Source organism: Chitinophagales bacterium, assembly GCA_019694975.1.
Lineage (GTDB): Bacteria > Bacteroidota > Bacteroidia > Chitinophagales > UBA10324 > JACCZZ01.
Map to the genome: position 1 here is coordinate 135,696 of JAIBAY010000004.1, position 24,377 is coordinate 160,072.

General features: G+C 46.2%; 20 protein-coding genes. 8 read left to right on the forward strand and 12 right to left on the reverse strand.

The features are described from left to right. The first annotated feature begins 182 nt into the window (after positions 1-182). From K1X61_09175 to K1X61_09185, 3 genes are all read left to right on the forward strand, one after another. Positions 183-869, forward strand: coding sequence for a zinc metallopeptidase (locus tag K1X61_09175; protein MBX7108804.1), 687 nt, complete (start codon positions 183-185; stop codon positions 867-869). A gap of 121 nt (positions 870-990) precedes the next feature. Further along, positions 991-1,383, forward strand: a complete 393-nt coding sequence (locus tag K1X61_09180) for a T9SS type A sorting domain-containing protein (protein MBX7108805.1) — start codon at positions 991-993, stop codon at positions 1,381-1,383. A 112-nt stretch (positions 1,384-1,495) separates the two neighbouring features. Beyond that, positions 1,496-3,148, forward strand: coding sequence for an Ig-like domain-containing protein (locus tag K1X61_09185; GenBank protein MBX7108806.1), 1,653 nt, complete (start codon positions 1,496-1,498; stop codon positions 3,146-3,148). A 252-nt stretch (positions 3,149-3,400) separates the two neighbouring features. Here the strand turns inward: K1X61_09185 and K1X61_09190 are convergent, their stop codons facing one another. Beyond that, entirely contained in the window at positions 3,401-6,994 is a 3,594-nt protein-coding gene (locus tag K1X61_09190; protein ID MBX7108807.1) for a VCBS repeat-containing protein, read from the reverse strand. A gap of 44 nt (positions 6,995-7,038) precedes the next feature. Further along, the gene (locus tag K1X61_09195; protein MBX7108808.1) at positions 7,039-10,650 is read right to left on the reverse strand and encodes a VCBS repeat-containing protein; all 3,612 of its coding nucleotides are present in this window, start codon (positions 10,648-10,650) and stop codon (positions 7,039-7,041) included. Between the two features lie 404 nt (positions 10,651-11,054). On the opposite strand from K1X61_09195, the gene K1X61_09200 reads away from it, so the two are divergent. From K1X61_09200 to K1X61_09215, 4 genes are all read left to right on the forward strand, one after another. Beyond that, positions 11,055-12,440 carry a vanadium-dependent haloperoxidase gene (locus K1X61_09200; GenBank protein ID MBX7108809.1) on the forward strand — a complete coding sequence of 462 codons (1,386 nt, stop codon included), beginning with the start codon at positions 11,055-11,057 and terminating at the stop codon, positions 12,438-12,440. A gap of 33 nt (positions 12,441-12,473) precedes the next feature. Continuing rightward, the gene (locus K1X61_09205) at positions 12,474-13,019 is read left to right on the forward strand and encodes a hypothetical protein (GenBank protein MBX7108810.1); all 546 of its coding nucleotides are present in this window, start codon (positions 12,474-12,476) and stop codon (positions 13,017-13,019) included. 319 nt (positions 13,020-13,338) lie between these two features. Further along, positions 13,339-13,479: a hypothetical protein gene (locus tag K1X61_09210; protein MBX7108811.1), complete on the forward strand. Its 141-nt coding sequence runs from the start codon at positions 13,339-13,341 to the stop codon at positions 13,477-13,479. A 123-nt stretch (positions 13,480-13,602) separates the two neighbouring features. Then, positions 13,603-14,802 carry an outer membrane protein assembly factor gene (locus K1X61_09215; GenBank protein MBX7108812.1) on the forward strand — a complete coding sequence of 400 codons (1,200 nt, stop codon included), beginning with the start codon at positions 13,603-13,605 and terminating at the stop codon, positions 14,800-14,802. Between the two features lie 66 nt (positions 14,803-14,868). Here the strand turns inward: K1X61_09215 and K1X61_09220 are convergent, their stop codons facing one another. After that, positions 14,869-15,567 (reverse strand): response regulator transcription factor, encoded by a 699-nt coding sequence (locus K1X61_09220; GenBank protein MBX7108813.1) that lies wholly within the window; start codon positions 15,565-15,567, stop codon positions 14,869-14,871. Further along, positions 15,554-16,849: a HAMP domain-containing histidine kinase gene (locus K1X61_09225; protein ID MBX7108814.1), complete on the reverse strand. Its 1,296-nt coding sequence runs from the start codon at positions 16,847-16,849 to the stop codon at positions 15,554-15,556. Before K1X61_09225 ends, K1X61_09220 begins: the two co-directional genes overlap by 14 nt. A gap of 466 nt (positions 16,850-17,315) precedes the next feature. On the opposite strand from K1X61_09225, the gene K1X61_09230 reads away from it, so the two are divergent. Further along, the gene (locus tag K1X61_09230) at positions 17,316-17,765 is read left to right on the forward strand and encodes a hypothetical protein (GenBank protein MBX7108815.1); all 450 of its coding nucleotides are present in this window, start codon (positions 17,316-17,318) and stop codon (positions 17,763-17,765) included. A 160-nt stretch (positions 17,766-17,925) separates the two neighbouring features. Here K1X61_09230 and K1X61_09235 read toward each other — a convergent pair whose 3' ends face one another. From K1X61_09235 to K1X61_09270, 8 genes are all read right to left on the reverse strand, one after another. Beyond that, a complete protein-coding gene (locus K1X61_09235) occupies positions 17,926-18,420 on the reverse strand; it encodes a GNAT family N-acetyltransferase (GenBank protein MBX7108816.1) in 495 nt (164 codons plus the stop codon). 19 nt (positions 18,421-18,439) lie between these two features. Further along, entirely contained in the window at positions 18,440-19,303 is an 864-nt protein-coding gene (locus tag K1X61_09240; GenBank protein MBX7108817.1) for an arsenite methyltransferase, read from the reverse strand. A gap of 32 nt (positions 19,304-19,335) precedes the next feature. Beyond that, on the reverse strand, positions 19,336-19,668 hold the full coding sequence (locus tag K1X61_09245) for a metalloregulator ArsR/SmtB family transcription factor (protein ID MBX7108818.1): 333 nt from the start codon (positions 19,666-19,668) through the stop codon (positions 19,336-19,338). A 190-nt stretch (positions 19,669-19,858) separates the two neighbouring features. Next, positions 19,859-20,497 carry a tetratricopeptide repeat protein gene (locus K1X61_09250; GenBank protein MBX7108819.1) on the reverse strand — a complete coding sequence of 213 codons (639 nt, stop codon included), beginning with the start codon at positions 20,495-20,497 and terminating at the stop codon, positions 19,859-19,861. Beyond that, positions 20,494-21,516 (reverse strand): VWA domain-containing protein, encoded by a 1,023-nt coding sequence (locus K1X61_09255; GenBank protein ID MBX7108820.1) that lies wholly within the window; start codon positions 21,514-21,516, stop codon positions 20,494-20,496. The genes K1X61_09250 and K1X61_09255 overlap by 4 nt, the downstream gene beginning before the upstream one ends. Continuing rightward, entirely contained in the window at positions 21,516-22,496 is a 981-nt protein-coding gene (locus K1X61_09260) for a VWA domain-containing protein (protein ID MBX7108821.1), read from the reverse strand. Before K1X61_09260 ends, K1X61_09255 begins: the two co-directional genes overlap by 1 nt. Beyond that, on the reverse strand, positions 22,493-23,455 hold the full coding sequence (locus tag K1X61_09265; GenBank protein ID MBX7108822.1) for a hypothetical protein: 963 nt from the start codon (positions 23,453-23,455) through the stop codon (positions 22,493-22,495). Before K1X61_09265 ends, K1X61_09260 begins: the two co-directional genes overlap by 4 nt. A 20-nt stretch (positions 23,456-23,475) precedes the next feature. After that, positions 23,476-24,351: a DUF58 domain-containing protein gene (locus K1X61_09270; protein MBX7108823.1), complete on the reverse strand. Its 876-nt coding sequence runs from the start codon at positions 24,349-24,351 to the stop codon at positions 23,476-23,478. Between the last annotated feature and the right edge of the window lie 26 nt (positions 24,352-24,377).

The window sequence follows — 24,377 nt, forward strand, 5'->3', positions numbered from 1 at the left end:
AGATGTTTCACATGGGTAAATGCCGGAAGGCAGGCGTTATTTTCCACCTGACACAGCATTTGCAGAGGATTAAAATCGTGCTGATTCCGGTAAAATAATTAAGGGCGGCAGCCGTCTCTCTTCGCGATGCATTGAACAATCTATGGTATCTTTGCGTTATAAAACCAAACTTTTAACCAACTATGCAAATGTTGTTTTTTGTTGTAATGATCGGTTTGCTGCTTGTAGGTTTTCTCGTACAGGCACGATTGCGTTCGAAGATGTCGGAATACAGTAAGTATCCTACGCCCAACGGCTGGAGCGGCGCTGATGTGGCGGAGAAAATGCTTCGCGACAATGGCATCTATGATGTCAAGATCGTTTCTGTGCCCGGTCAGCTGACGGATCACTATAACCCGATGGATAAAACGGTTAACCTCAGTCCTGAAGTGTTTGAAGGCAGAAGCGTGATGGCAGCCATGATTGCCGCCCATGAATGCGGCCATGCCGTTCAGCATGCAACGGCTTATGCCTGGCTGAACCTGCGATCGCGGCTGGTGCCCATTGTGAGTTTCTCTTCACAATGGATGCAGTGGATCCTGCTGGCAGGCATCCTCACCCTGCAGGTGTTTCCGCAATTACTGCTCGTTGGCATCGTGTTATTCGCTATGACCACTTTATTCAGCTTTGTTACCTTGCCCGTGGAGTTTGATGCCAGCCGGCGCGGATTGGCATGGATCAACAACAGCGGCTTTATGGCAGGTGCCGACAGTGAAAAAGCAAAAGATGGCTTGTGGTGGGCTGCTATGACCTATGTGGTTGCTGCACTTTCTTCCCTGGCTACACTGGTTTACTATATCATGATATTTATGGGCGGCAGAAGAAATTAATGCCGTCATTTTCGAGATAAAAGCCCTGCTGCAAAACACTATGCAGCAGGGCTTTTTATTTGCAGGTTTATTTTTTTTAATATTTTGCTTTGAGAAAATTATCAAACGGCAATAGTCTTGTATGATAAAATCTCACTCCTCCTGCTGCCTTTTACTTGTTTTGTTTTGTAGTTTCATTTTTCCGAAACCCGCACTGGCACAAACTAATCCTGTTGCATTGCGGCCCGATGTACAGGTTGAATTTGTTAAAGATGTACCGGCTTATTGTTCGCGCATCGCTATTGACCCTGTTGCTGACCGGACAACGGTCGATTTCTTTCTCACAGAAAAATCCTCAGTCATCATAACACTGATGGATGTGCAGGGAAGAATTATCCGGACGTTGATCAATGCACCGTATGAAGCCGGAGCGCAAAGCATATCCGTTACGATGAATGATTTAGCCGAAGGCATCTATTTTATGCAGCTGGAAACCGGCAGTCATTCAGTGATGTGCAAGGTTATAGCAGCATGATGTTGAGGGAAAGCGCAACATTGCATCAAAGAATGATTCGTGCGTAAAGGACTACTACTGCTATACCTTCTTCTTTCTCGCCCTGCCACCTTACTTTTGCCATTCTGCCAGCATGCTGAAAAAAATTCTCTCATATTCCATCATTGCCCTGCTCCTGCAATCCTGTGCAAGCCAGATGGCACCTACCGGAGGCGATAAGGATATTACACCGCCTGTGCCGGTCCGCAGCAATCCTGATAATCTTTCGATTCATTTTCATGCGCAGAAGATCACGATCACATTCAATGAATTTATTCAGACCGGAGATTTTGGTTCACAGGTGTTTTTTTCGCCGGCATTGAAGATAAAGCCACAGTACCGTGTTCACGGGAAAACACTCAGCATTACCCTGAATGATACCCTGAAGCCACAAACAACCTACACCGTTAACTTCGGCGCAGCAGTTAAAGACATCACCGAAGGAAATATCATGGTGAATTATCAATATGTTTTTTCAACCGGTGACTACATCGACTCGCTGAATATCCAGGGAATAGTCAGGGGCGCCGAAGACGGGTTGCCGAAAGAAAATGTACTGGCCATGCTATACAGCGACCAGACAGACTCCGTAGTGGCCAAAGAGCGGCCGTCTTATTATGCGCATTCTGCCAAGGATGGCCATTTTGAAATCAGCCACATCAAAGAAGGTTCCTACAAGCTCATCGGGCTGCGTGATCAGAATGCAGATCTGCAATATAGCCCGGGGGAAGACATTGCCTTTTCCGACTCTGCTATTGAGATTAAAGACAGCACCGGTTTTTATGCTCTGCTTCTGTTTAAACCTGCTGCAGAGCAACAGAAGCTGCTGGGTGCGCACGCTTCACAGCCCGGCAGGATTTCTATCGCTTTTGCGAAACCAATAAATCAGTTACAGGTGACACCACTTACTGTCAGGAAGGCAGATAGCGTTATTCAATACAATGCAGCAAGGGACACTGCTGTTTTTTTTCTGAATGATATTACATCAGACAGTATAACATTGCAGTTGAAGGATGGCGATTTTACAGATACCATTGCGGTGCGCATGAAACCCGTGAATGAAAAGGACAAAGTGCTGTTGCCGAAATTTACTATCACTTCAGCATTAAAAGGCGGGCGCAGCAGCCAGCAACAGGCACCGGATAAACCCATGCTGCTGCAGTTTTCAACGCCGGTAACGATGTTGATGCCGGGCAAAGTGCTGCTGCTGACCAATGATACTACCAAAGTCAGCACGCCGGCTGCAGCAAATCTGGTTGCCGATACGCTGACGCTCAGGAAACGAGGTGAGGTATATTTTCCCTTCAGCGAAAAAACAAGTTATACGCTGATGATTCCTGATTCTGCTTTCAGGGATGTGTATGGGCGGTTTAATGACAGCGTCTCCATCACATTCGTCACCTTCGAAAAATCAGCAACCGGTAACCTTTTGCTGAAGGTGACTACAGATTCTCTCCACACTTATTTTTATGAATTAAGCAACAGTTCCAGGGAGGTTGTGGCACGTGGCAAACTGAAGCACGGGCTCACGGAGCTGCAGTTTAATGCAATGCGCCCGGGAGATTATTCGCTGAAAGTGATTGAAGACATGAATGGCAACAACCGATGGGACACCGGCAGCTACTGGAAACACCTGCAACCGGAGAAAATTTATAACTATACAGATGACATCACCCTGCGAGCGAACTGGGACCTGGAAGTGGAGATGACGGTAGGCAGCATGCAGCACCTGAAGAGTAACAGGTAAGAATTTTTCCAATAAATTTTTCAGCTACGGAGCCTGTTAGTTTACAACCGGCTGCGGTAATATTGTCTATGGTTTCTGCGTAACAAATGCAGGAGCACTTTCACAAGCTATATGATACAATTTCCCTGCTGTGCATCATTACTGTCGCCAGTCATTATTCAACCTACAGCCTGTTACTTCCCGCTGTAGTGACGGACAAAAAAAATCCCTGCCGTGAAGCAGGGACTTTTGCATTGCTGATGCTGTGAACAATTACTTCGCCGCAAGCGCTTCGGATTGAAAAACGGTGCGCGGCTGATTTTTGTAATCGGTAATAATCACTTTTTCGGTGATGGAAGGGATGAAAGCAATCTCTTTCGAATTTTGTGAAAGAAAGCCGGATCCGAAATTCATTTCCATATGAATCCTGTGCCCGTCCTTCAGGTAGATGTCGGCATACCTGTCCTGCTCTGTGTATTTCACCTTGCTGCTATTGGTGTTCAGCTGGAAGGCAAACATCTTGTCGTTGTTGTTAGTGCCGAGTATTACAGGCGTCTGGTTTTTACCGACACTTATTACAGCCAGCGCCTTGGCATCCTTATCAGAGAAGAAACCGCTTTCGCGGCTTGGCAGGTAGGTGAAGTTGCCTTTACCGTCGCCGAGCAGTGTCTCGCCGATGAATGCATCATTGCGTTCCGTTTCCGATTCCTTGTTATAGAAATTGCCATGATACAAGAGGTCAAGGTTGCCGTCGCCATTTACATCATAGGCCAGCATACCGAACATGCTGGAGACCTGTGCGCGCACGGGCAACGGGCGCATTGCGAATTTACCGTTACCGAGGTTTTCGATATAAGAACTTGCCAGTGTATTTGCGGTGAGGTGATACGCTTTATCCAATCCTTTCGGTCCATAGATTTCTTTGGTGGAAGAAAGGGCGAATCCTGAATAGGTCTTGAATTCCTTGGCCAGCACCGGCATTTGTTCAGCGCTGTATTGCAGGTTCTTTACGGGATAACTTTGCCCGAAGTTATAGAACGAAATCACCACGTCGTTGGTGCCGTTCTTATCAAAGTCATATGCATACAGATCAATCGGTTCTTTTTCACTTGGCTTATAATAACGGGTATTGAGACCTTCATTGCCTGCGATATAATCCACATCGCCGTCATTATCGAAGTCACCAGAAACGAGACTGTTCCACCAGCCCGTCATATTTTGTAAACCGGTCTGACTGGTGATGTTATCGAATTTACCGTTGTTATTTTTCAGGAAGGTCACCGGCATCCATTCGCCACCGATAATGAGATCCAGTTTTTGATCATTGTCAAAATCAGTCCATACCGCTGAGCAAACGAGTCCTGCTTTTTCAAGTGAAGGTGCGATGGCAGCGGTTACATCCGTAAATTTCCCCTGGTCGTTTTTCAGGATTACGCTGCGTGCAGGTGTGGGATAATGCTGTGGTGTCAGTCTTCCGCCGATGAATAAATCAAGGTCGCCGTCATTATCATAATCTCCTGCCACCACACACGAACCGCTGGTAAATACATCAGGCAGTGCTTTATCGCCAGCGGCGAATTTTCCTTTGCCATCATTGATATACAGGTGATCGCGGTAATTTTTGTCTTCCATATTAAACTGGCTTCCGCCGGTAGCCACATAGAGGTCGAGATCTTTGTCACCATCAGCGTCAAAGAACAGTGCACCCATTTCATCCGCTGCCTTATCGGTAGCCCATGGCTGACCGTCTGAAACGGCGAACTCACCATTGGCTGACTGCAGGTACAGTGCTCCCGACTGACGGGTGGCGCCGCCTACAAAAAAGTCGTCGAGCCCGTCACCATTTACATCGCCAACGGCTAATCCCGGACCGAAGTAGCTGTTCTTTTCGGGGAGCAACAATTCGCGTTTGAAATCATCGAAAGCATCTTCTTCATGCCTGAAATCAATTTTGAGTTTGCCGGTGACATTCGTGAAAAGCAAATCCGGTTTCGGCTGATCGGGCGCTTTTTCATTGGCGTCGGAGTAGTGCAGTGTCACGATTTGGTTGGCCGAGAGGCCGGTTAAAGTTTGTGTCTTACCGTCCAGCCAGGTCACCACCACTTTGTCCACGGTGGTTGCATCGCCGAGTCCGAAATGAAGCAGGTCCTGTGAGGTTGACTGATAGCCTCTTACAATGTGATTGGTCTGATACTGCAAACCGTTTTTGGTATAGAGGTGCACTTCAGCGCCGATACCTTTCTTATTCTGCGGGCTGCCGTCGAACCTGAACTCAATGAAATTATGCTTGAGTGTTTGTGCTTCGTTGTTGCGGTAGATAAAAGGCGATTCCTCTGTATTGCTGCTCACGATGTCAATGTCACCATCGAGATCGAAGTCGGCGAAAGCGGAACCGTGTGTTATGGTGGGTTGATTAAAGCCCCATTCGCCGGTCATGCGCGTGAAGGTCAGATCGCCATTGTTTTTGAAGACAACGTTGGGATCTTTTAATTTCTTCTTATTGATGATAGCGCTGATCTTACTGAACATCGCGCTGTCGCCACGGCGTGTGGCATCCTTCAGCCCTTGTATCAGTTCTCGTTCATCGATGTTAAAGGTTTTATAGTATCCGTTGGATACAAAAAGATCCTGGTAACCATCATTATCAAGATCTACCAGCAACGGAGCCCATGACCATTCTGTGGCATCCACACCGGCCAGGCAGGCAATCTCCGAGAAAGTGCCATTACCGTTATTAAGCTGCAGCATGTTGCGTACATACTGGTAGTGATAGCCACTGCTCACCATGTTGTTAAATTCCGAACGGCGTTGTGCGAGCATGAATGAACGGCGTACATAGGACCGGTCGAACTTCATGTCTACCACAAAAATATCAGGGTAACCGTCATTATTGATATCACCTACGTCGGCACCCATTCCGAAGAGCGATGTTTTCTTCAGCACCTCTCGTGCAGACTCTTTGAACTTGCCATTGCCCTGATTGATAAAATAGTAATCGTGCATGGCAAAATCATTGGCTACATAAAGGTCGGGCCAGGTATCTCCGTTGAAGTCTGCTACTGTGCAGCTGAGGCCATAGCCGTGCGTGTCTATGCCAGATTCTTTCGACACATTCACAAAGTGGCCGTTATCATTTCTGAAAAGGCGGTCACTTTGATTGGTGTGATTTTCTATTTTCTCGAGATTATTAAATCGCATTTTCTCTACCCAGTCAGTCGGGTGGTTGGCGAGAAAAAGATCAAGGTCGCCATCCTTATCATAGTCGAAAAAATTGGCCATAATGGTGTAGGTATCAGGGGCATCAATGCCAAATTCCTTGGCCTTTTCCGTGAAGGTGCCATTACCGTTATTTACGTATAAAAGATTGGCCAGTGAATCTTTCCAGCGGGAACGGCAGACATAAATATCATCAAATCCGTCGTTGTTAATGTCGACCACCGACACTCCGGTTGACCATCCTTTGTTCTTTGTAAGAATGCCGGCTGCCGCGGAAATGTCTTTAAACTTCATATTGCCTTCATTCAAAAACAATTTGTCGGGCACAAGATTGCCGGTCAAATAAATATCCGGCAGCGAATCACCATTGACATTCAGTACGGCAACACCTGCACCGTTATAAAAATACTGGTAGATGTTATTGTCATTGCGCATACGAAAGCCGACGTTGTTCGAAAAGTCCAGGCCGGTTGTTGCGCTGGTAAGTATGTCGAACAGTTTACCGCTTGGTTTATCCAGCGGATCAAATTTGGTGCTGTCATATGTCGGGAAATCCACTACTGTAAGATCTGCTTTCTTATAACCGCTGTTACACGCCGACAGCAGCGCTATGGAGAGCAGTATTCCAGCCACATATCCCGTATTTCTCATTCCTGATTTCATTTTACTGATTATTTAAACGTTAGCTGAAATAGTTATTTGGATGCTATGGCTTGTCCCTGGAAGGTGGTGCGCTGCTGACCGAGATAATCAGTGACCACCACTTTATCAACTAACCCGGGCACAAAGGATATTGTTTTCGAACCTTCAGACAGGTAACCTGAACCGATGTTGTTCTCGCGTTTTTCCTTGCGGCCATCTTTATAATAGATTTCCGCGAAGCGGTCCTTTTCGGTCAGCGCAATCTTGCTTTGCATGTTAGACAGGAAACTATAGGCGAACATTTTATCATTGTTATTGGTGCCCAGCAAAACAGGTGATTCATTTTTACCGAGGTAGATAATTGCCAGCGCCTTAGCGTCTTTATTGGAGAAAAAGCCTGATTCCTTGATGCTCAATGGCCTGAAGTTGCCTTTTCCATCACCCAGCATCGTTAACCCGATACAGGCATCCTGTTTCTCTGTTTCTGATTCAGGGCTGAAGAAGTTACCGTGAGCGATGATGTCGAGGTTTCCGTCGTTATTGATGTCATAAGGCAACATGCCGTACAGGCAGGAGAATTGAGCTTCCATGGGCAAGGCATGCACCGCAAATTTCCCGTTGCCCTGATTCTCGATATAGGAAGAAGCCAGTGTTTTTGCCGTGTAATGTGTTGCTGCATCGAGTGCTTCCTTGCCAAACACTTCTTCCGTGGTGGCTAAAGCAAATGTTTTATACAGCTTGAATTTGTCACCGATCATCGGAATCTGTTCTGTCATCGTCATCCTGGTTTTTACCGGATATGATTTATTATAGTTGTAAACAGAAAGCACGATGTCGTTGGTGCCGTTTTTATCAAAGTCGGATGAATACAAGTCAATCGGTTGTTCAGCTGTTGGCTGATAATACCGTGAATTCAATCCTTCATTGCCGGCCACATAATCGAGGTCACCGTCATTGTCGAAGTCGCCGGAAACAATGCTGTTCCACCAGCCGGTTGCATCGGCAAGGCCGGTTTCGGCCGTTGCATTGGAAAATTTTGCACCATCATTTTTATATAAAGTCACCGGCATCCATTCGCCGATAATCATCAGATCAAGCTTGTTATCCGCATTGTAATCCGTCCAGATAGCGCCGCATACCAGGCCACCTTTCTCCAGTTCGGGGGCAACCTCTTTCGTGACATCGGTAAACATACCTTTGTCGTTGCGGAGAATTGCACTCTTCGCAGGCAGCGGATATTTGGTTGGCACTACACGACCGCCCACGAAGAGGTCGAGGTCACCGTCATTATCATAATCACCGGCCACTACACAGGAGCCGCTGACACGCATGTCGGGAATGGCTTTCGTGTTTTTAGTAAAGTTGCCTTTACCGTCATTTATAAACAGCATATCATTCAGCAGCGGATCTTCAGGGCTGAATTCACTGCCGCCGGTTGCCATATAGAGATCAGCATCGCCATCGCCGTCAGCATCAAAAAATAACACGCCAAGCTGTTCCGTTGCTTTATCATTCACCCATGGCTGAGAAGGTGCCTTCACAAAAGTTTTGTTCGCTGTCTGAAAATATAATTCACCCGGTGAACGGATTGCGCCGCTGACAAAAAAGTCTTCGAGCCCGTCGCCATTTACATCGGCCACTGCGAGGCCCGGACCGAACCGGCTCATTTTATGCGGCAGCAGCAATTCCTTTTTGAAATCTTCATATTCATCTTCCACGTGCTTGTAATCGACGCCAAGTTTTACTGTGGCATCGGCAAACATGGGGGTGTATTTCGCATGAATGTCAATCTTTTCGTTGACGGCATTTTTATAGTCGAGCTTCACCACCTGGTTAGCGGCCAGGTTTTTCAGTACCTGCGTTTTTTCATCAGGCCAGATAACGATCACTTTATAAACGGTGTCATCTTTAGCGAGGCCGAAATGTGCAATGTTCTCTGATGTTGACTGGTAGCCGCGTACGACATGGTGCTGCACCATCTGCATGCCGCTTTTGGAATAGATATAAATCTTGGTGCCGATGGCATTAATGTTTTTATCGCTTCCGGTAAGTTTGAAACGGATGTAGTGATTGTTATCCAGTTTCTCAGAGTTGTTGCGATAAACAATGGTAGAAGATTCTGTAACGCTGGTCACCATATCCATATCACCGTCCATGTCGAGGTCGGCCAATGCGGCCCCGTGCGTGATAGTGGGCAGGTTGCAACCCCAGTTGTCGATTTCGTTGGAGAAGGTGAAGTTACCGTTGTTCTTATAAATATAATTCGGCACAATCAGCTTTTTCTTGCTTACGAGTGCATAGAGTTTATTGTACGCAACGCTGTCCTGGCGGCGGGTTGCATCACGCATGGCCTGGTACAATTCCCGTTCATCAATATTCAGCCAGCGGTAGTAGCCATTGGGGATAAACAGGTCCTTCAGGCCATCGTTGTCGTAATCGCAGAACAGCGGGCCCCACGACCAGTCGGTAGCGTCTACGCCAGCGAGGTTGGCTATTTCAGAAAAGGTGTTGTTGCCGTTATTGATGTGCAATGCATTTTTTACATACTGATAATGATAACCGCTGCTCACCATGTTGCTGAACTCATTTCTGCGCAAGCCCAGGGCAAAAGAGCGGCGCATGTAAGAATGATCAAAACGCATGTCGCAGGTTACGATATCCTGCCAAGCATCGTTGTTTACGTCGGCAATATCAACGCCCATGCTGAACATCGAGCTTTTTGACAGCCAGTCGCCTGAATGATCGGTGAATGTTCCGTTACCATTATTGATGTAGAGATAGTCATACATGGCGAAATCATTGCAGCCGTAGACATCCATCCATCCGTCATCATTCACATCAGCGGCGCAAACAGCCAGGCCATAACCGTGATTGTTGATACCTGCTTCCTTTGAAACATCGGTGAAATGGCCGTTGCCGTCATTGCGGTAGAATTTATCACTTTGATTTTTGCCCTGTTCCACTTTTTCGAGGTTGTTGAAGCGCATGCGTTCAACAAAATCGCTCGGATGGTTTTTAACATAGAGGTCGAGATCGCCATCATTGTCGTAATCAAAAAATACGGCACCCATCGTATAACTGTCGGAGCAGTCGATGCCATATTCTTTACCTTTTTCAGTAAACGTTCCGTTCCCGTTATTGATGTAAAACAGATTGGCAAGGGAATCTTTCCAGCGGGAGCGGCATACATACACATCATCAAATCCATCGTTGTTGATATCAACTACGGCAACACCGGTTGACCAGCCTTTATTTTTCTGAAGGATACCGGAATTTTGGGAAACATTTTTAAAGTGCATGTTGCCTTCATTCACATAAATCTGATCGGCCACTTTATTACCGGTCATATACAGATCGGGCAATGAATCACCGTTAATATTAAGCACGGCCACGCCGCCGCCGTTATAATAATTTACATACAGGTTGTTGTCGTCAAGAAACTTAAAATCCATGCGGTTGGCAAAATCGATGCCGGTGGATTTATCGGTTAGCAGGTCGAATAACTTACCCGATGGTTCATCGAGCCGTGCAAATTTTGTGCTGTCAGCAGGGGGGAAATCGAAGTTACGTGAATACACGTGATCGAAATTCTTGCAAGATGCCAGCAAGAGCGCAACAGCAGTTACAGCGAGGTAAGCCCTGAGGCGCGGAAAAAAATTACTCATAGTGTGTAATTTATTGTTTATTGATTTTAAAGATTTGGGAATGTGCCACGAACCGTTTCAGCAAGGAATGTGAAAAGATTTTTTCAAACCGCAGGTTGCATGGATAATTCATGTAAGCCGGCAAATTTATCAACTTAATAGCACCACATAAGATGTTTAGGTTTTCATTAACAAAAAAATCCTGCTACAGATCACGCTGCATTTTTTGTTAGCCTTAATTGAGGAACTGCTATGCCGGCGTAGCCAAAAGTTTATGATGGTGCCGGGTGAGGCATTAGCAATTAAATGCCGTTATTGTTTAGCTTTCATTAACAAAAAAAATATCCGTCAGAAATTGAACAAAACGTTTAATAACTACATTTGAGCCGCTTTTTTTGAATCCTCACCTAACCAATCATTCTATTATGAAAAAAACAGTTCCTGTGCTGATGCTGCTTCTTGCATTGGTGGCCGGCAGTTTTTACAGTTGTGAAAACGGCGGCGGCACAAGCGGCAGCGTGTACAATGAAAAATCAAAACCGGCTACAGAATTTTCCAATAAGATGGCGATAGCCTGGGCTGACCTGTTATTGGACCAGATACGCTTTCAGCGAATCGGTCCGCCTCCGGCAGCACGCGCAATGGGTTACCTGGGCGCAGCTATGTATGAATCTGTTGTGCATGGCATTCCGGATGGTCATTCACTGGCCGGTCAGTTGAAAGGACTTGATAAACTGCCGGTGCCTGATGCGAATATGGAGTACGACTGGCCTACGGTAGTGAATAACTGTGCATACCTGGTTTGTGATGAAGGCATAGCCCGTTACATGGGGCCTAACACGGTAGCACTTGTTCAGTTACGCGATAAAATGAACCACCTGCGTGACAGTCTTGTCGGAAATGCCGATGTTTCTGCCCGTTCCAAAAAGTATGGTGAGGACCTGGCCAATGCATTTATTGATTACATGAAAACCGATTTATACGATTATACCCGCGAGAATAATATTTATGAATCCCCTTCACGTGCCGGCGACCCTGCGCACCCTGAACTGTGGGAGCCTACTGATATTGACAAGACTGCATTTGAGCCGTACTTCGGCACGCTACGTCCGATGGGTATTGATACGACTGAATTATGTATGCAGGATCCAACGATCCCTTACAGCCAGGACTCCACTTCAGAGTTTTACAAGTTTACTGCCAAGCTCTACGGCATTGATACTTCTTTCAGTGAGTATGACCGGATTACCTCTTTGTACTGGGCTGATTGTCCTGTAGAAACATACACTCCGCCGGGCCACTGGATGAAAATGGCCAAGCAGCAAATCAACAAGAACAACTATAACCTGGCACAGACCTGCGAGTTATTCGCATATCTCGGCATGGCAGAATACAATGCAGCGATCTCTGTATGGAAAATAAAATACAAGGTTAACTTGCTCCGTCCGAAAACCTACATTGCGGAAGTGCTTGGCAAGCCGGATTGGGAGCCTTACCTTGAAACGCCACCATTTCCCGAATATCCTTCAGGCCACTCCGGATTTTCTGGTGCAGCATCCACTATCCTCACTCACTACTTTGGCGACAATGTGGAGTTTACAGACAGCACTAATCTTGTGATCGGGCTTAATCCGAGAACATTCAAATCATTTAATGCCGCTGCCCATGAAGCTGCCTATTCCCGTATGTATGGCGGCATCCATTATGAAGCGGCCATACTGGATGGTGTGACCATTGGAACTTGTATTGCCAACAATTTGCTGAAAAATGTGAAACTGGGAAACGGTAGCACTGCAGAAGCAAAAAAATAACATCGATAAACTCACGGAAAAAAGAAAATGGTCATGAAAAACCTTGTAAGAATAATATTTGTAATGGTAACACTCCTCCTTCCATTCGCGGGCAACAGCCAGGTGCTGATGAAGGAGTTGCTTACCCAGAATCAAAAAGGAATGCTGGACAAGTCCGTAAACTGGCCGGGCAAAAAAGTTTATTATGAACTGAAGTACGACAGTACCAGGACATTTAAATATGACGGCAAAGAGTCGGCCCGCTATTACTATACAATGATGATTGCCGATAATGCCGGAATGGCCAATGCGATAAAGCTGCCTGCCATGGTACGCGACCTCGTGATCACCACCTATTTTGAAGTCTATATGAGCAATGGTACGGAAACCAAGACTTTTACGATGGTGTATGATAAAAACAATAAGTGGTACCGTATAAAATATGCACCACAGGCAGGCTGCCGCCGCGAAGAATTGTGGAAACGCGTAAATGATATAAGCAGCTATGGCGATTTGCTGAAATCAATGGTGGGCCAGATGGATAACAATCTTAAACTTGATTGTTATCGGGGTAATGAAAGCAAAGTGGTGTTGGAATAATTAAGCTATCGCTGACTCGCAACAAAACCCTTCTGCATTGCAGTGGGGTTTTGTTTTTTTGGCATCCATATCACCGAAGACTGGAGAGGTCCTGCTCAACTTTTCGATGCTGATACCCGTTGAAATATACAGCTGCACGAATCCTATTTTGCAGCCATTTCATAAGCGCCATGCCAGGATATTCGTGCTTCATACAGGGTTCTATTACCTGAAAGTGTGCAAATATTGCTTAGAAATGTGGATATCTTCAAATTCCTAATATAACTATTTATAAAGGCAACAGCTACATTGATGACCTGAATATCCAAAAAACACACACATGGCCACAAAAAACAATCACGCGAACCGCTCTTCCAAAGACGCCGGTGTTGAACTCGGTGCATGGATACTATCAACAGGTTTCTTTGTATGCATCTTATGGATAGCATTAAATGTGCTGCACCGGATAATGTTTTATTAAGGTTAGCGCTACATGCAAAGCCGGCCGCCTATACGGCTATTTAGAGCAAGGTATCTACCATCAACAGTTGAATTCATTGACCGGGCTGATGATATCTGTCTGCCACAGCAATTATTTTACAGGATGAAATGCATCATCACTTTGTTCGTGATTGTATGTATACAGATACCCATTTTTTGCTTCGGGCAGGATTCCGTGGCGGTAAGTGCAAAAAAGGGAAAGGACAGAAAGGTGTCTTTTGCAGTGTTACCGGCTATTGCTTCCAATCCTTCCAATGGCTTCATGTTTGGTGTCACCGGTGTTGCCGGATGGTACATGGGTGACAGGCAAACCACCACGCTCTCCAATGCCGTTGGCGCCGTTATTTACACAACAAAAAAGCAATCCATCAACTTTATCAAGTCTGACCTCTTTTTGCGGAATGACCGTTGGATGCTGAAGGGAGACTGGCGATTATTTTTTTCTACCGAGAAGACGTACGGATTAGGTTCGGGGCCGTTAGCGGACAAGCCTGTCCCTTTTGAGCAACAGGTTGATTTCGACCTGATCAGGTTTCATGAAACAGCAATGATGCGACTGGGTACATCCCGTTTTTTTGCCGGCGTCGGTTATCATCTCGACCTGCACCGGCATATTAATGATGTGTTCAGTGAGCAGGTGCCTGATTCTGTAACCGCAACCAGTAATGATAGCTATAGCCTGCAGCATGGATTTAATACAGAGCAATATAAATCATCGGGTATTTCGCTGAATGCATTATTCGACAGCAGGAACAACCCGGTATTTCCTGCTGAAGGTAATTATGCATTCGCTTCACTCAGGTTAAATGAGCAATGGCTGGGCAGCGATAAAGGCGCCAGCACGTTATGGCTTGAATACCGGCACTATTTCAGCCTTTCTCATCAGTCATCCAGGCATATCATTGCACTGTGGACTTATGCTAACCTGCTCACCTCCGGTGTCACGCCATATCTTGATCTGCCGGCGGTGGGCTGGGATACCTATGGCAGATCGGCACGCGGATATAAGCAAGGACAGATACGTGGTCATGATCTGTTATATGCGGAATTGGAATGGCGTTTTCCGTTGCCTGTTGTGTTCAGGAGATGGCCCGACCTTTTAGGCGGTGTATTATTCGCGAATGCTTCCACCGCCAGTGATACTGATACTGGCCTCAGCCTGTTTGCTGCCATTGATCCGGCAGCCGGCATCGGGCTGAGAATAATGCTGAGCCAGCAATCCAAAACCAACCTTACCATTGACTATGCCTTCGGCGCCTATGGATCGAGTGGTTTGTATCTTGATTTTAATGAAGCGTTCTGAATGTGGCAGCAACCATCTTACCCAATGATGTACCGGTGATACATGCGAAACCAGTCTGGCGGTTGGTTATTTCACAACGAGTTTAAATCCTACGCCGTGGATGTTATCAATGGAAACGCGGCTATCATCCTTCAGGTTTTTTCTCAGCCTGGAAATAAAAACATCAAGGCTTCTGCCGAGGAAATAATCATCTGATCCCCATATTTGCTTCAGCAGGTTTTCGCGTGGCACAAGTTCATTCTGATGCTGTGCAAGAAAACGAAGCACTTCCGCCTCTCTTAAGGTGAGCGTGTTTTCTGTGCCGTTGATGACTAAAGTGAGGTTGGCAAAGTCGAATGCGTATTTGCCGATGGTGAACTGCTGTTGTGTATTCACCGATTCAACGAATACTTTGCTGCGTTTCAGAAACACTTCAATCTTAAACAGCAGCTCATCAATGCTGAACGGTTTTGAAATATAATCGTCGCCGCCAACTTTAAAGCCTGCGATTTTATCTTCCAGCATTGATTTGGCGGTGATAAAAATGATAGGCACATGCTTATCTTTTTCCCGGATCTTCTGTGCCAGTGCAAGGCCATCCATTTTGGGTAACATCACATCGAGCAGGCAAAGATCAAACTGTTCCCTGCTAAATAAATCAAAACACGTAGTTCCGTCTGAACAATGCTGCACGGCATAACCTTTGTTTTCGAGGTTATCTTTCGTCACGAATGCGAGGTTCGTATCATCTTCCACCAACAGGATAGTGGCTTTAGGAGTTGCCATGTACAGTTTCTTTTTTGATCCAGGGAATTGAGATGATAAAATTACTTCCTTTATTTTTTTCACTCTCTAATTTTATTTTCCACTTGTGGGCATTTACCACCAGCTTAAGATAATGCAGCCCCAGTCCGAACCCTTTTACATTGTGAATATTGCCGGTTGGCACACGGTAAAACTTGTCGAAGATTTTCTTCCTGTGCTCTTCCGGGATACCGATCCCGTTGTCTTTCACCGACAGGCATAAGTCATCCGCTTCTGTCCAGGTGCAGATCTCGATAGACGGAGTTTGTTCCGTGTATTTAATGGCATTGTCCACCAGGCTATAGAGGATATTGATAAGATGAACACGGTCGGCCATAACAATATGGTGCTTTGCATTAAGCCGGAGGCTAAGCCGGCCCTGCAGTTCATCCGCCCTGATGCTCAGGTTGGGCAGCAATTCGCGGATCAGCGCATGAAGATCCGTCTCTTCTTCATGCAGATCAATCTTATCGCTCTCCATTTTGGCGATCTGTAACAGACGGTCAACCTGGTTGCGCAGCCGGTTGGTTTCATTCTTAATAATGTTCGCATAGCTGTAAAGTCTTTCAGGGCGCTCTATGATATCCGGCTTGCTGATGGTTTCCGCGGAGATGGCAATCGTGGATATGGGTGTTTTAAACTCATGTGCCATGTTGTTCACGAAATCCTTTTGCATTTCTACTAACCTGAATTGCCGCAGAATAATAAAGATCGTATAGACAAAGAAACAGGTAACTACCAGCAGAATGAAGGAAGAGAAGAGCCAGATGGTCATTTTCACACCGATGTAAGCTGCCCGCGTGGGAAAATAAATGATGACATTATAGGAACCGTTGAAAAAAACTGGCAGGTCGGTACTCACAGCATAGAGGCTTTTCTGATCTTTCAGGTCAACGTCTTTGCTGAATACCTGTTTATCTGATTCCGCTTCGTGTATCCGGTAGTTGAAGTCAACATCAAGGCTGGGATAGGAGAGTTCTGTGCGCAGGTAATATTCCAGCACATTGCAATCCACCTTGTCATTCACCGACAATTGAAAGGTGCGGTCAGAAATTTTACGCACCACTTCCAGTGTAATGATAGAATTGGTGGAAGAGACATCGAGGTGTTCGGCCACACGGCGGAGAGAGAGCACTACATTGCTGTCGAAGTTATCGCCTTTTGCCTTCATGGCTTTTTGCAGCCAGAAGAGCTGCGTGATGAGCGCGCCGCTGATGGAAATCAGTCCGAGGAGCAGGAAGATACGGATGGGTGAGCGCTTCATGACGCGGCAAAAATATCACATCGCTGAATTATTGCACGGAAAGGTTTTGAACTGAAGGTGCAGCCTCTTGTTTCAAATCAGTATTTGGTAATTCGCGGGCTATTTATTGATTGATAGGATTGTTGGAAGAAAGGTGAGTTGAGACATCACATGTGATGTCCGTACGGCTTCGAATTTGCTTTGATTTTTTAGATTTGAAAATCTGCAAGCCCGCTTTTTTTTCGTTTGCTAATTATTGAATTATTGGATTGCCGGATGAAGTGTGGGTCTCAATTATATAATCAGCTGTCTAATATTTTATCAAATGCTATAGCAATATGAAATACAATTTTCAAATCTATCACCGCAGGTCAGTAAGGTTAAAAGGATACGCTTATGCTAAGGAAGGATTATACTTTATTACTATCTGCACCAAGGACCGGGAGCATTTTTTCGGAGAAATCAAAACTGTTGGACATCATAGGTTATGTTGATATCGGAAATCGGTCAATTCGCAAATGAATGCTGGCTGAATATTCCCAATCATTTTCCAAATGCGGTATTGCACGAACATATTGTAATGCCCAATCACATTCATGGAATTATTGAATTGGCGGATCATGCGAATGCTGTGGCATCACAGGCGACGACGGTGCCGCATAGCACGGATGTTCTACAAGGGAAACGGGCTGTTGTATCACTGTCACGCCATCAAAACAAATTTTCCAAACCTGTTGCAGGTTCGCTGTCTGTTATTGTTCAGCAATTCAAATCATCCGTAACACAATGGTGCAATAAAAATGGACATGAATATTTTCAGTGGCAAGGCCGCTTCCATGATCACATCACCCGGAATGAACAATCCTATCAAAACATTTTTGTTTGCATTATCGGGAACCCATCAAAATGGCACGAGGACAAATTTTATAAAGAATAGAAGAACATGGCTGCATCTTTTCACTGCAGATCAATTATTTTTTTCATTCGCGTAAGTATGCTGTGAAGGGAAGATGGCAACAGCAGCCTGTTATCGCCTGCGATAGCTGATAATAAAAGGCATCACAATTTTGCGTGTCATGACTGTAACGGATTGGCTGCTATTCATCAACTCCCGTTTGCCTGCTTCTTCTTTCAAACAGAAGCGTATCGCGCCACCGGCCATTCATCTTCCCGATTTTTTCGCGGTAGCCTACTTCCCGAAATCCCAGTGATTTATGCAGGTGGATGCTGGCAGTGTTTTCGGGAAAAATGCCTGCCTGTAAAGTCCAGATCTGATGTTGCTCGCTTTCCAGTATCAGTTGTTGCAGTAATTTTTTACCGGTGCCCTTTCCCCTTGCGTGATCGTTGACATAAACACTTACTTCAGCCACGCCGGCATAAACGCAGCGGCCGGAAACAGGTGTTAGTGCCGCCCAGCCTATCACTACGTTATCCTGCACGGCGACTATCCTGCAATATGCAAGATGTTCCTGATCCCATGTTTCCCATTCCGGGGCGGATGTCTGAAATGTTGCATTACCTGTGGCAATGCCCTGCAGGTATATTTCCCGCACTGCAGGATAATGTGCTGATGTCATCTGTATGAACGTCATGACGCCGTTGGTAATTTATCTATTGGCAGCAAACCGATTTATCGCAGCAGGCGGCTGCGGCATCATTCTTTTTTTCACGCTGCTTGGAGGCAGATACGGTGATGCTGTAAATACCGACTCCGCTGTTTTTGAAAAGACGTATCTCTTCTTCCGTTAAAACAGCAGACAGAATATCGTCAGGGATGATGACCGGTTTTTCCTTTTTCAGGCTGATATCTTCAAAGCCTGCCTCATGGATGATGCGGAGATAGTCTTCCTTTTGGATAGCGCCGGAGATACAGCCGGCATACATTTCTGCCGTATGTAGAATTTTATCCGGAAGATTACCTGTCAATACGATGTCGGAAATACTGAAATGTCCGCCCGGCCTGAGCACACGGTATATTTCTGAAAATGCTTTCTTCTTATCAGGAACGAGGTTGAGTACACAGTTGCTGACGATCACGTCTGCCAGTCCTGAAGTAATCGGCAGGTGCTCAATTTCGCCAAGCCGGAATTCAACATTGTGAAAACCGAGTTTTTCGGCATTAGCTCTTGCACGGCTGATCATTTCAGCTGTCATGTCAATGCCTATTACTTTGCCGGCCTCGCCCGTTTCAGCGCGAGCCACGAAGCAATCATTTCCTGCGCCAGAACCAAGATCGATCACTACATCACCTTTTTTGATAACGGCAAATTGGGTGGGCAGTCCGCAACCAAGACCGAGGTCGGCATCAGGCTGATAGCCATTCAGCGCAGTATATTCTTCTGCCATTATATTATACACTTCGCCGGAACAACAGGTGGCGCCGCAACAGGAAGCGGCATTGAATGATTTCTCCTGCTGTGCGATTTCACGGTAAGTGGCCTTAACCTGTTCTTTAATTTTTTCATTGGTTTCCATGGTCATTAATTTTTTTGTGAGGTGTTGAGTTTTCAGCAGCAGGATTCATTCATCGCTTTCGCTTTGTTAAAAAAGGAGTTGAAGCTGTCGAAGAATTTATTGAATGTTTTCCAGTTGATGCAATAGCAGGATTTGGGCCCGTCAACGGTTCCCTGTATAAGGCCGGCGTTCAGCAATTCTTTGAGGTGCTGCGAAACAGTGGATTGTGCCAGCGGCAATACCTCTACAATTTCCCCGCAGATACAACTGTTGCGTGCTGCAATAGTTTTGAGGATGGCGATGCGCGCGGGATGGCTCAACGCTTTGGCAAATGCAGCCAGTTCGTTTTCTTTCAGGGTGAATTCGTCTTTTTTATGGGAGGCCATATTTGTTATTGTATATCGCAAATATACGATAAAGAAGATAGCCTGGTTACATTTTCTGAATTTTTTTTAAATTTTTTTCCATACATCCGTTAACAGGTCAGTCTTTGGGTGGCTACCTGTACAGTTTTTACATAGAGGCGGGTGATGTTACAATGAAGTAATACCCGGAGATGACTGTAAGTGACGCAGGTTACCAGTCTTTCAGGTTTTTCTTTTGCTGCTGCAGTTTTTTGGGCCGTTGCTGCAGGGTTTTATGCTCGGCATCATTTAACTGGTCGAGCAGGCGGCGTTGTTCTTCAGGTGACAGGCTTGCCGGCGGCGGCTGAAGTGATGTTTTAGGCCTGGCAGCAGCAGTTTTGGAAGAAGGGGCATCCTTCGCCATCAGGGCGGTGACCAGCGTGAGGTTATAACGTGCATCTTCATCCAGCGGGTTGAGGCGTAATGTGTTTTTATAAGCTGTAAGCGCAGCCATGTAATTTTTTTGCTGCAGATAGCAATTGCCTGCATTATAATACGATGCAGCTTTTAAACCTCCAGAGACAGATGCTGCTGAAAGTTGATTAAACTGTAAAAGTGCTTCCGTAAATTTTTGCTGCTGATAGAGTGCATTGCCAAGGTTAAACTGCCATTCGGGAAACTGATGTGTTGCACTTTGCGACAATGCCGATTCGTACAGGCGCTGCGCTTCACTAAAATTAGCGGCGGCGTAGGCCTTGTTTCCTTCCGCCATCAGCGATTCCGGTGATTGTGCGGCTGCTGAATATGACAAGCAGATCAGCACACAGTACGGCAGCCAATAGCCGGCATATTGAAATAGATTCCGGTTCATGATGATTTTTGTTTTCCAAACAAAGCCATCTTCCTGTTGGTCATCAGCAATTCAATAATCAACAACAGTAAAGCAGCGAACAGGAACCATTGAAACATGGAATCATACTCCAGCAGCAACTGCTCATCGAATTGTTTCTTATTCATGGCATCGAGGTGCTTTACAATGCTGCGCAATGCTGACTGATTGCCGGATTCCGGTTTTACAAATATGCCGTTATTCCTCAGGGCTATTGCTTTTAATGTTGCCGGGTTGAACCTGGTAATGATCACGTTACCCTGCTGATCTTTTTTGTCGGTTACAATTCCGTTTACCGTCACAGGTATGGTACTGCCTTTTTCACTGCCAATGCCGGCGGTACACACAACCACCTGTTCCTGTTTTACGTCATGGAGGGCCTTCTTCAGATTACTTTCCAGGTCTTCCCCGTCGCTGATGAGTACGATAGCGCGGTAATGCTGCTGATTCTCCGGTAAAGAGCGAATGCCTTCCATCAAAGCTGCACCTATATCACTGCCTTGTTCGGGCACATCGCCGGCATTGATGCTGCCGATGAGCAATTGCGCAGCACGGTGATCGACCGTTAATGGTGTCTGCAACACGGGTACTGCGGCAAAGGTGATACAGGCAATTTTTGCATCCGGCATTTCATTGATCAACTGCGTGGCAAATGCTTTCGCCACTTCGAGCCGGTTAGGCTGTTCGTCGGCCGCCAGCATGCTGTTAGAGACATCGAGCAGTATGGCAAGGTCAATACCTTCATGATGAATACTGCGGGAAGTTGTGCCTGTCTGCAGATTCGCCAATCCGAAGATAATGAGAGAAAATGCAGCAAGCAGCAAGCAGTATTTAATAACAGGCCGTGCCAGGCTGTTAGCTGCAACAAGCTGCGACACTAATGGCCACTCTCCGAATTGCTGCAGGGATTTTTTACGACTGCGCCGGTAATGAATGAACAGCCACACAAGTACCGGTAGCAGCAGCCAGCCCAAAAGATAATATGGTTGTTGAAGCTGCATCAGGGATTGGTACGAAGTAAGGTGTAACGGAAAATTATTTCTGCCAGCAATAACAGCGCTGCAAGGATAGCCAGTAAGTTAAAACGTTCTTCATACCTGTTATAAGCTGTAACATCCACTTTTGTTTTTTGCATCAGGTCTATTTGCCGGTATATCTCCTGTAGTGATTTTTCACTGCCGGCGCGAAAGTAGCTGCCCCCTGTTACTTCCGCTATCTGCAGCAACGTCGTTTCCGCCGTTGGTCCTCCGATGGCAGCATAGGTGCTGTCGTTAACTGTAACGGGTTTTTTTTCTGATGCCGGTGAGAAGATGCCGATACAATAAGTATGAATGCCGGATGATTTCACCAGTTGCGCAGCTTCCAGCGGTTTCACTGCTCCCGCATTATTCTCCCCATCACTGATGAGGATGATGATTTTTGTTGTGCCTTTGCTGTCTATCAGCCTGCTGGCCGCTGTTCCAAGTCCAAGTCCAATGGCGGTTCCGTCTTCGATAGATCCTGTTTCAACATGCGTGATGATTTGTTCGAGCGCATCATGATCAATGGTGACCGGACAACCGGTGTATGCTTCACCGGCAAAGAATACCACTCCGATACGGTCATTAGGGCGCTTTTGAATAAATTCAATGACTACTTTTTTTGCAGCTTCCAGCCGGCTGGGAACAAAATCGCGGGCCAGCATGCTGCCAGAAATATCCATAGCTATGACGATATCGATTCCTTCGCTGGCTATCGTGTTTTTTGAAAGCACGGCTTGCGGCCGGGCCAAAGCACCTATCAATGCAGCAACAGACAGCAAGCGTAAAACAAAGAGGCTGTGCCGGAGATAGCTACGCGCTGACGGTGGTGTAACGAACCATGAAATGGTTGACACCCGGATGGACGGCAGTTGCTTTTTGTGACGAAGAATATACCATAAGATCAGCAGCGGAATGATATTCAACAGCCAAAACCATTCAGGATTTGCATAATGAATCATGTTGCGCCGCCCTCCTGTTCCGGTGATGGTGTGACGGGTGCAGTTTGTTGAATAAATACTTTGGCAGTATGTAATATTTGCAGGTGCGATGCTGTTGCCGGCTGTGCTTTGGCAAATTTCACGAGATCGGCCAGTTGCAGGTCAGCATTCAACTGCCGGATCAGCGTTTCATCCAGCGGTTTTTTTCTCAGTGCGGCGATGAGTTCATGCGTGGTGTTTTCCAGTGCCGGCATGCCAAGTCCTGTTTCAATGTATTCCCTCAGTATCTGTGTCACCTGCACGTAGTATTCTTTTACCAGTTTTTGTTCCCATGGCTTTTGCTGTTCGAGCAGGACAAGATGATCAAATGCTTTTTCATGTGGCAGTCGCCTGTCGTTGTTTTGAAGGATGTGTGATGGTTTGTTCCGGTTTTTAACCAGGAGAAAATACCACGCAGTTAGCAGCAGCAGGATGAGGGAGATGACGGACAAAAGCAACCACCATACACTGAAGTGGTCAGTGGCAACGGGAAATATCCCTTTCATTGGCCGGGCTGCCGCGGCAGTATCAACCGCAACGTATGATACATACACTGACAATGAATTTGTGGATGCACTGTCCGTTCTTCCATCATGCAGGAAGTAGCAAGTAATTGGCGGAATCTGCCATACACCGGTGTCGAATGTTGTGATGGTAATGGTCTTCCTTTCGGTAAGAAAATCATTTTGCTGAATGGAGTCAATTGCCGATTCAGCAAGTTTTTCAAAACCCGGAACAGCCAATTTCACGGGTTGATCCCACAGCATGGTTGCCTGGCTGGCATGTTCTGCCGAAAGCTGAATGCGGATCCAGTCACCAACCCGGTAATTGGTGGAATCCAGTGTGGCCGTGATACGGACGGATTGTGCATGCAGGAACAGGAGCGGCGCCATGATCATCATTACTGTCAGCCACATGCATTTTCCTTTCCTGCTCTTCACGCAATGATGATTGAAATGGATTAATTTTTTTTAGCCCTTCTTTCAAATAACTGCATCAGTGTCCTGATGTAATGATCACCGGTACGGATGCTGATGAAATCAATGCCGCAACGTTGCAGGACGGAAGTCACCTGCTGAACGTGTTGCCGGAATTTGCCTGCATAATTTCCACGCAGTGCTGCACTGCCGGTATCAATGCATATGATCTTCCCGGTTTCTGCATCCTGCACCTGCAGCAGGCCGATGTCGGGCAATGCTGTTTCCCGTTCATCATACACATGGATGCCAACCACATCATGTTTGCGTGCAGTGATCGTCAGCATCGGTTCAAAGCCGTCGTTCATAAAATCCGACAGTACGAAAACCACACACTTTTTTTTAATGACGTTGTTGAGATACTGCAGTGCCGATGCGATATTGGTTTTTTTTGAAACGGGTGTAACGTCCAGCAGTTCCCTGATTATCCGTAACAGGTGTGAGTTGCCTTTCTGCGGCGGCACAAATTTTTCTATAGTATCGCTGAAAAGAATCAGGCCTACTTTATCATTATTACGGATGGCGGAATAGGCGAGCAGGGCACTCACCTCGGCCATCAGGTCGCGTTTGAATTCTTTTTGTGTGCCGAACATCGCCGAATGACTCACATCCACCATCATCATAACGGCCAGTTCACGTTCTTCCTCAAACACTTTTACATATGGATGATTCATGCGGGCAGTCACATTCCAGTCGATCGAACGGATTTCGTCGCCCACTTCATATTCGCGCACCTCGCTGAAAGAAATGCCGCGCCCTTTAAAGGCACTGTGGTATTCGCCCGAGAAAAGCTGACTTACCATGCCTTTAGTTTTGATCTCCAGCTTGCGGACTTTTTTAAGAAGTTCAGTGGTTTCCACGCCTGCTGTTTAAATTGATAAAGATG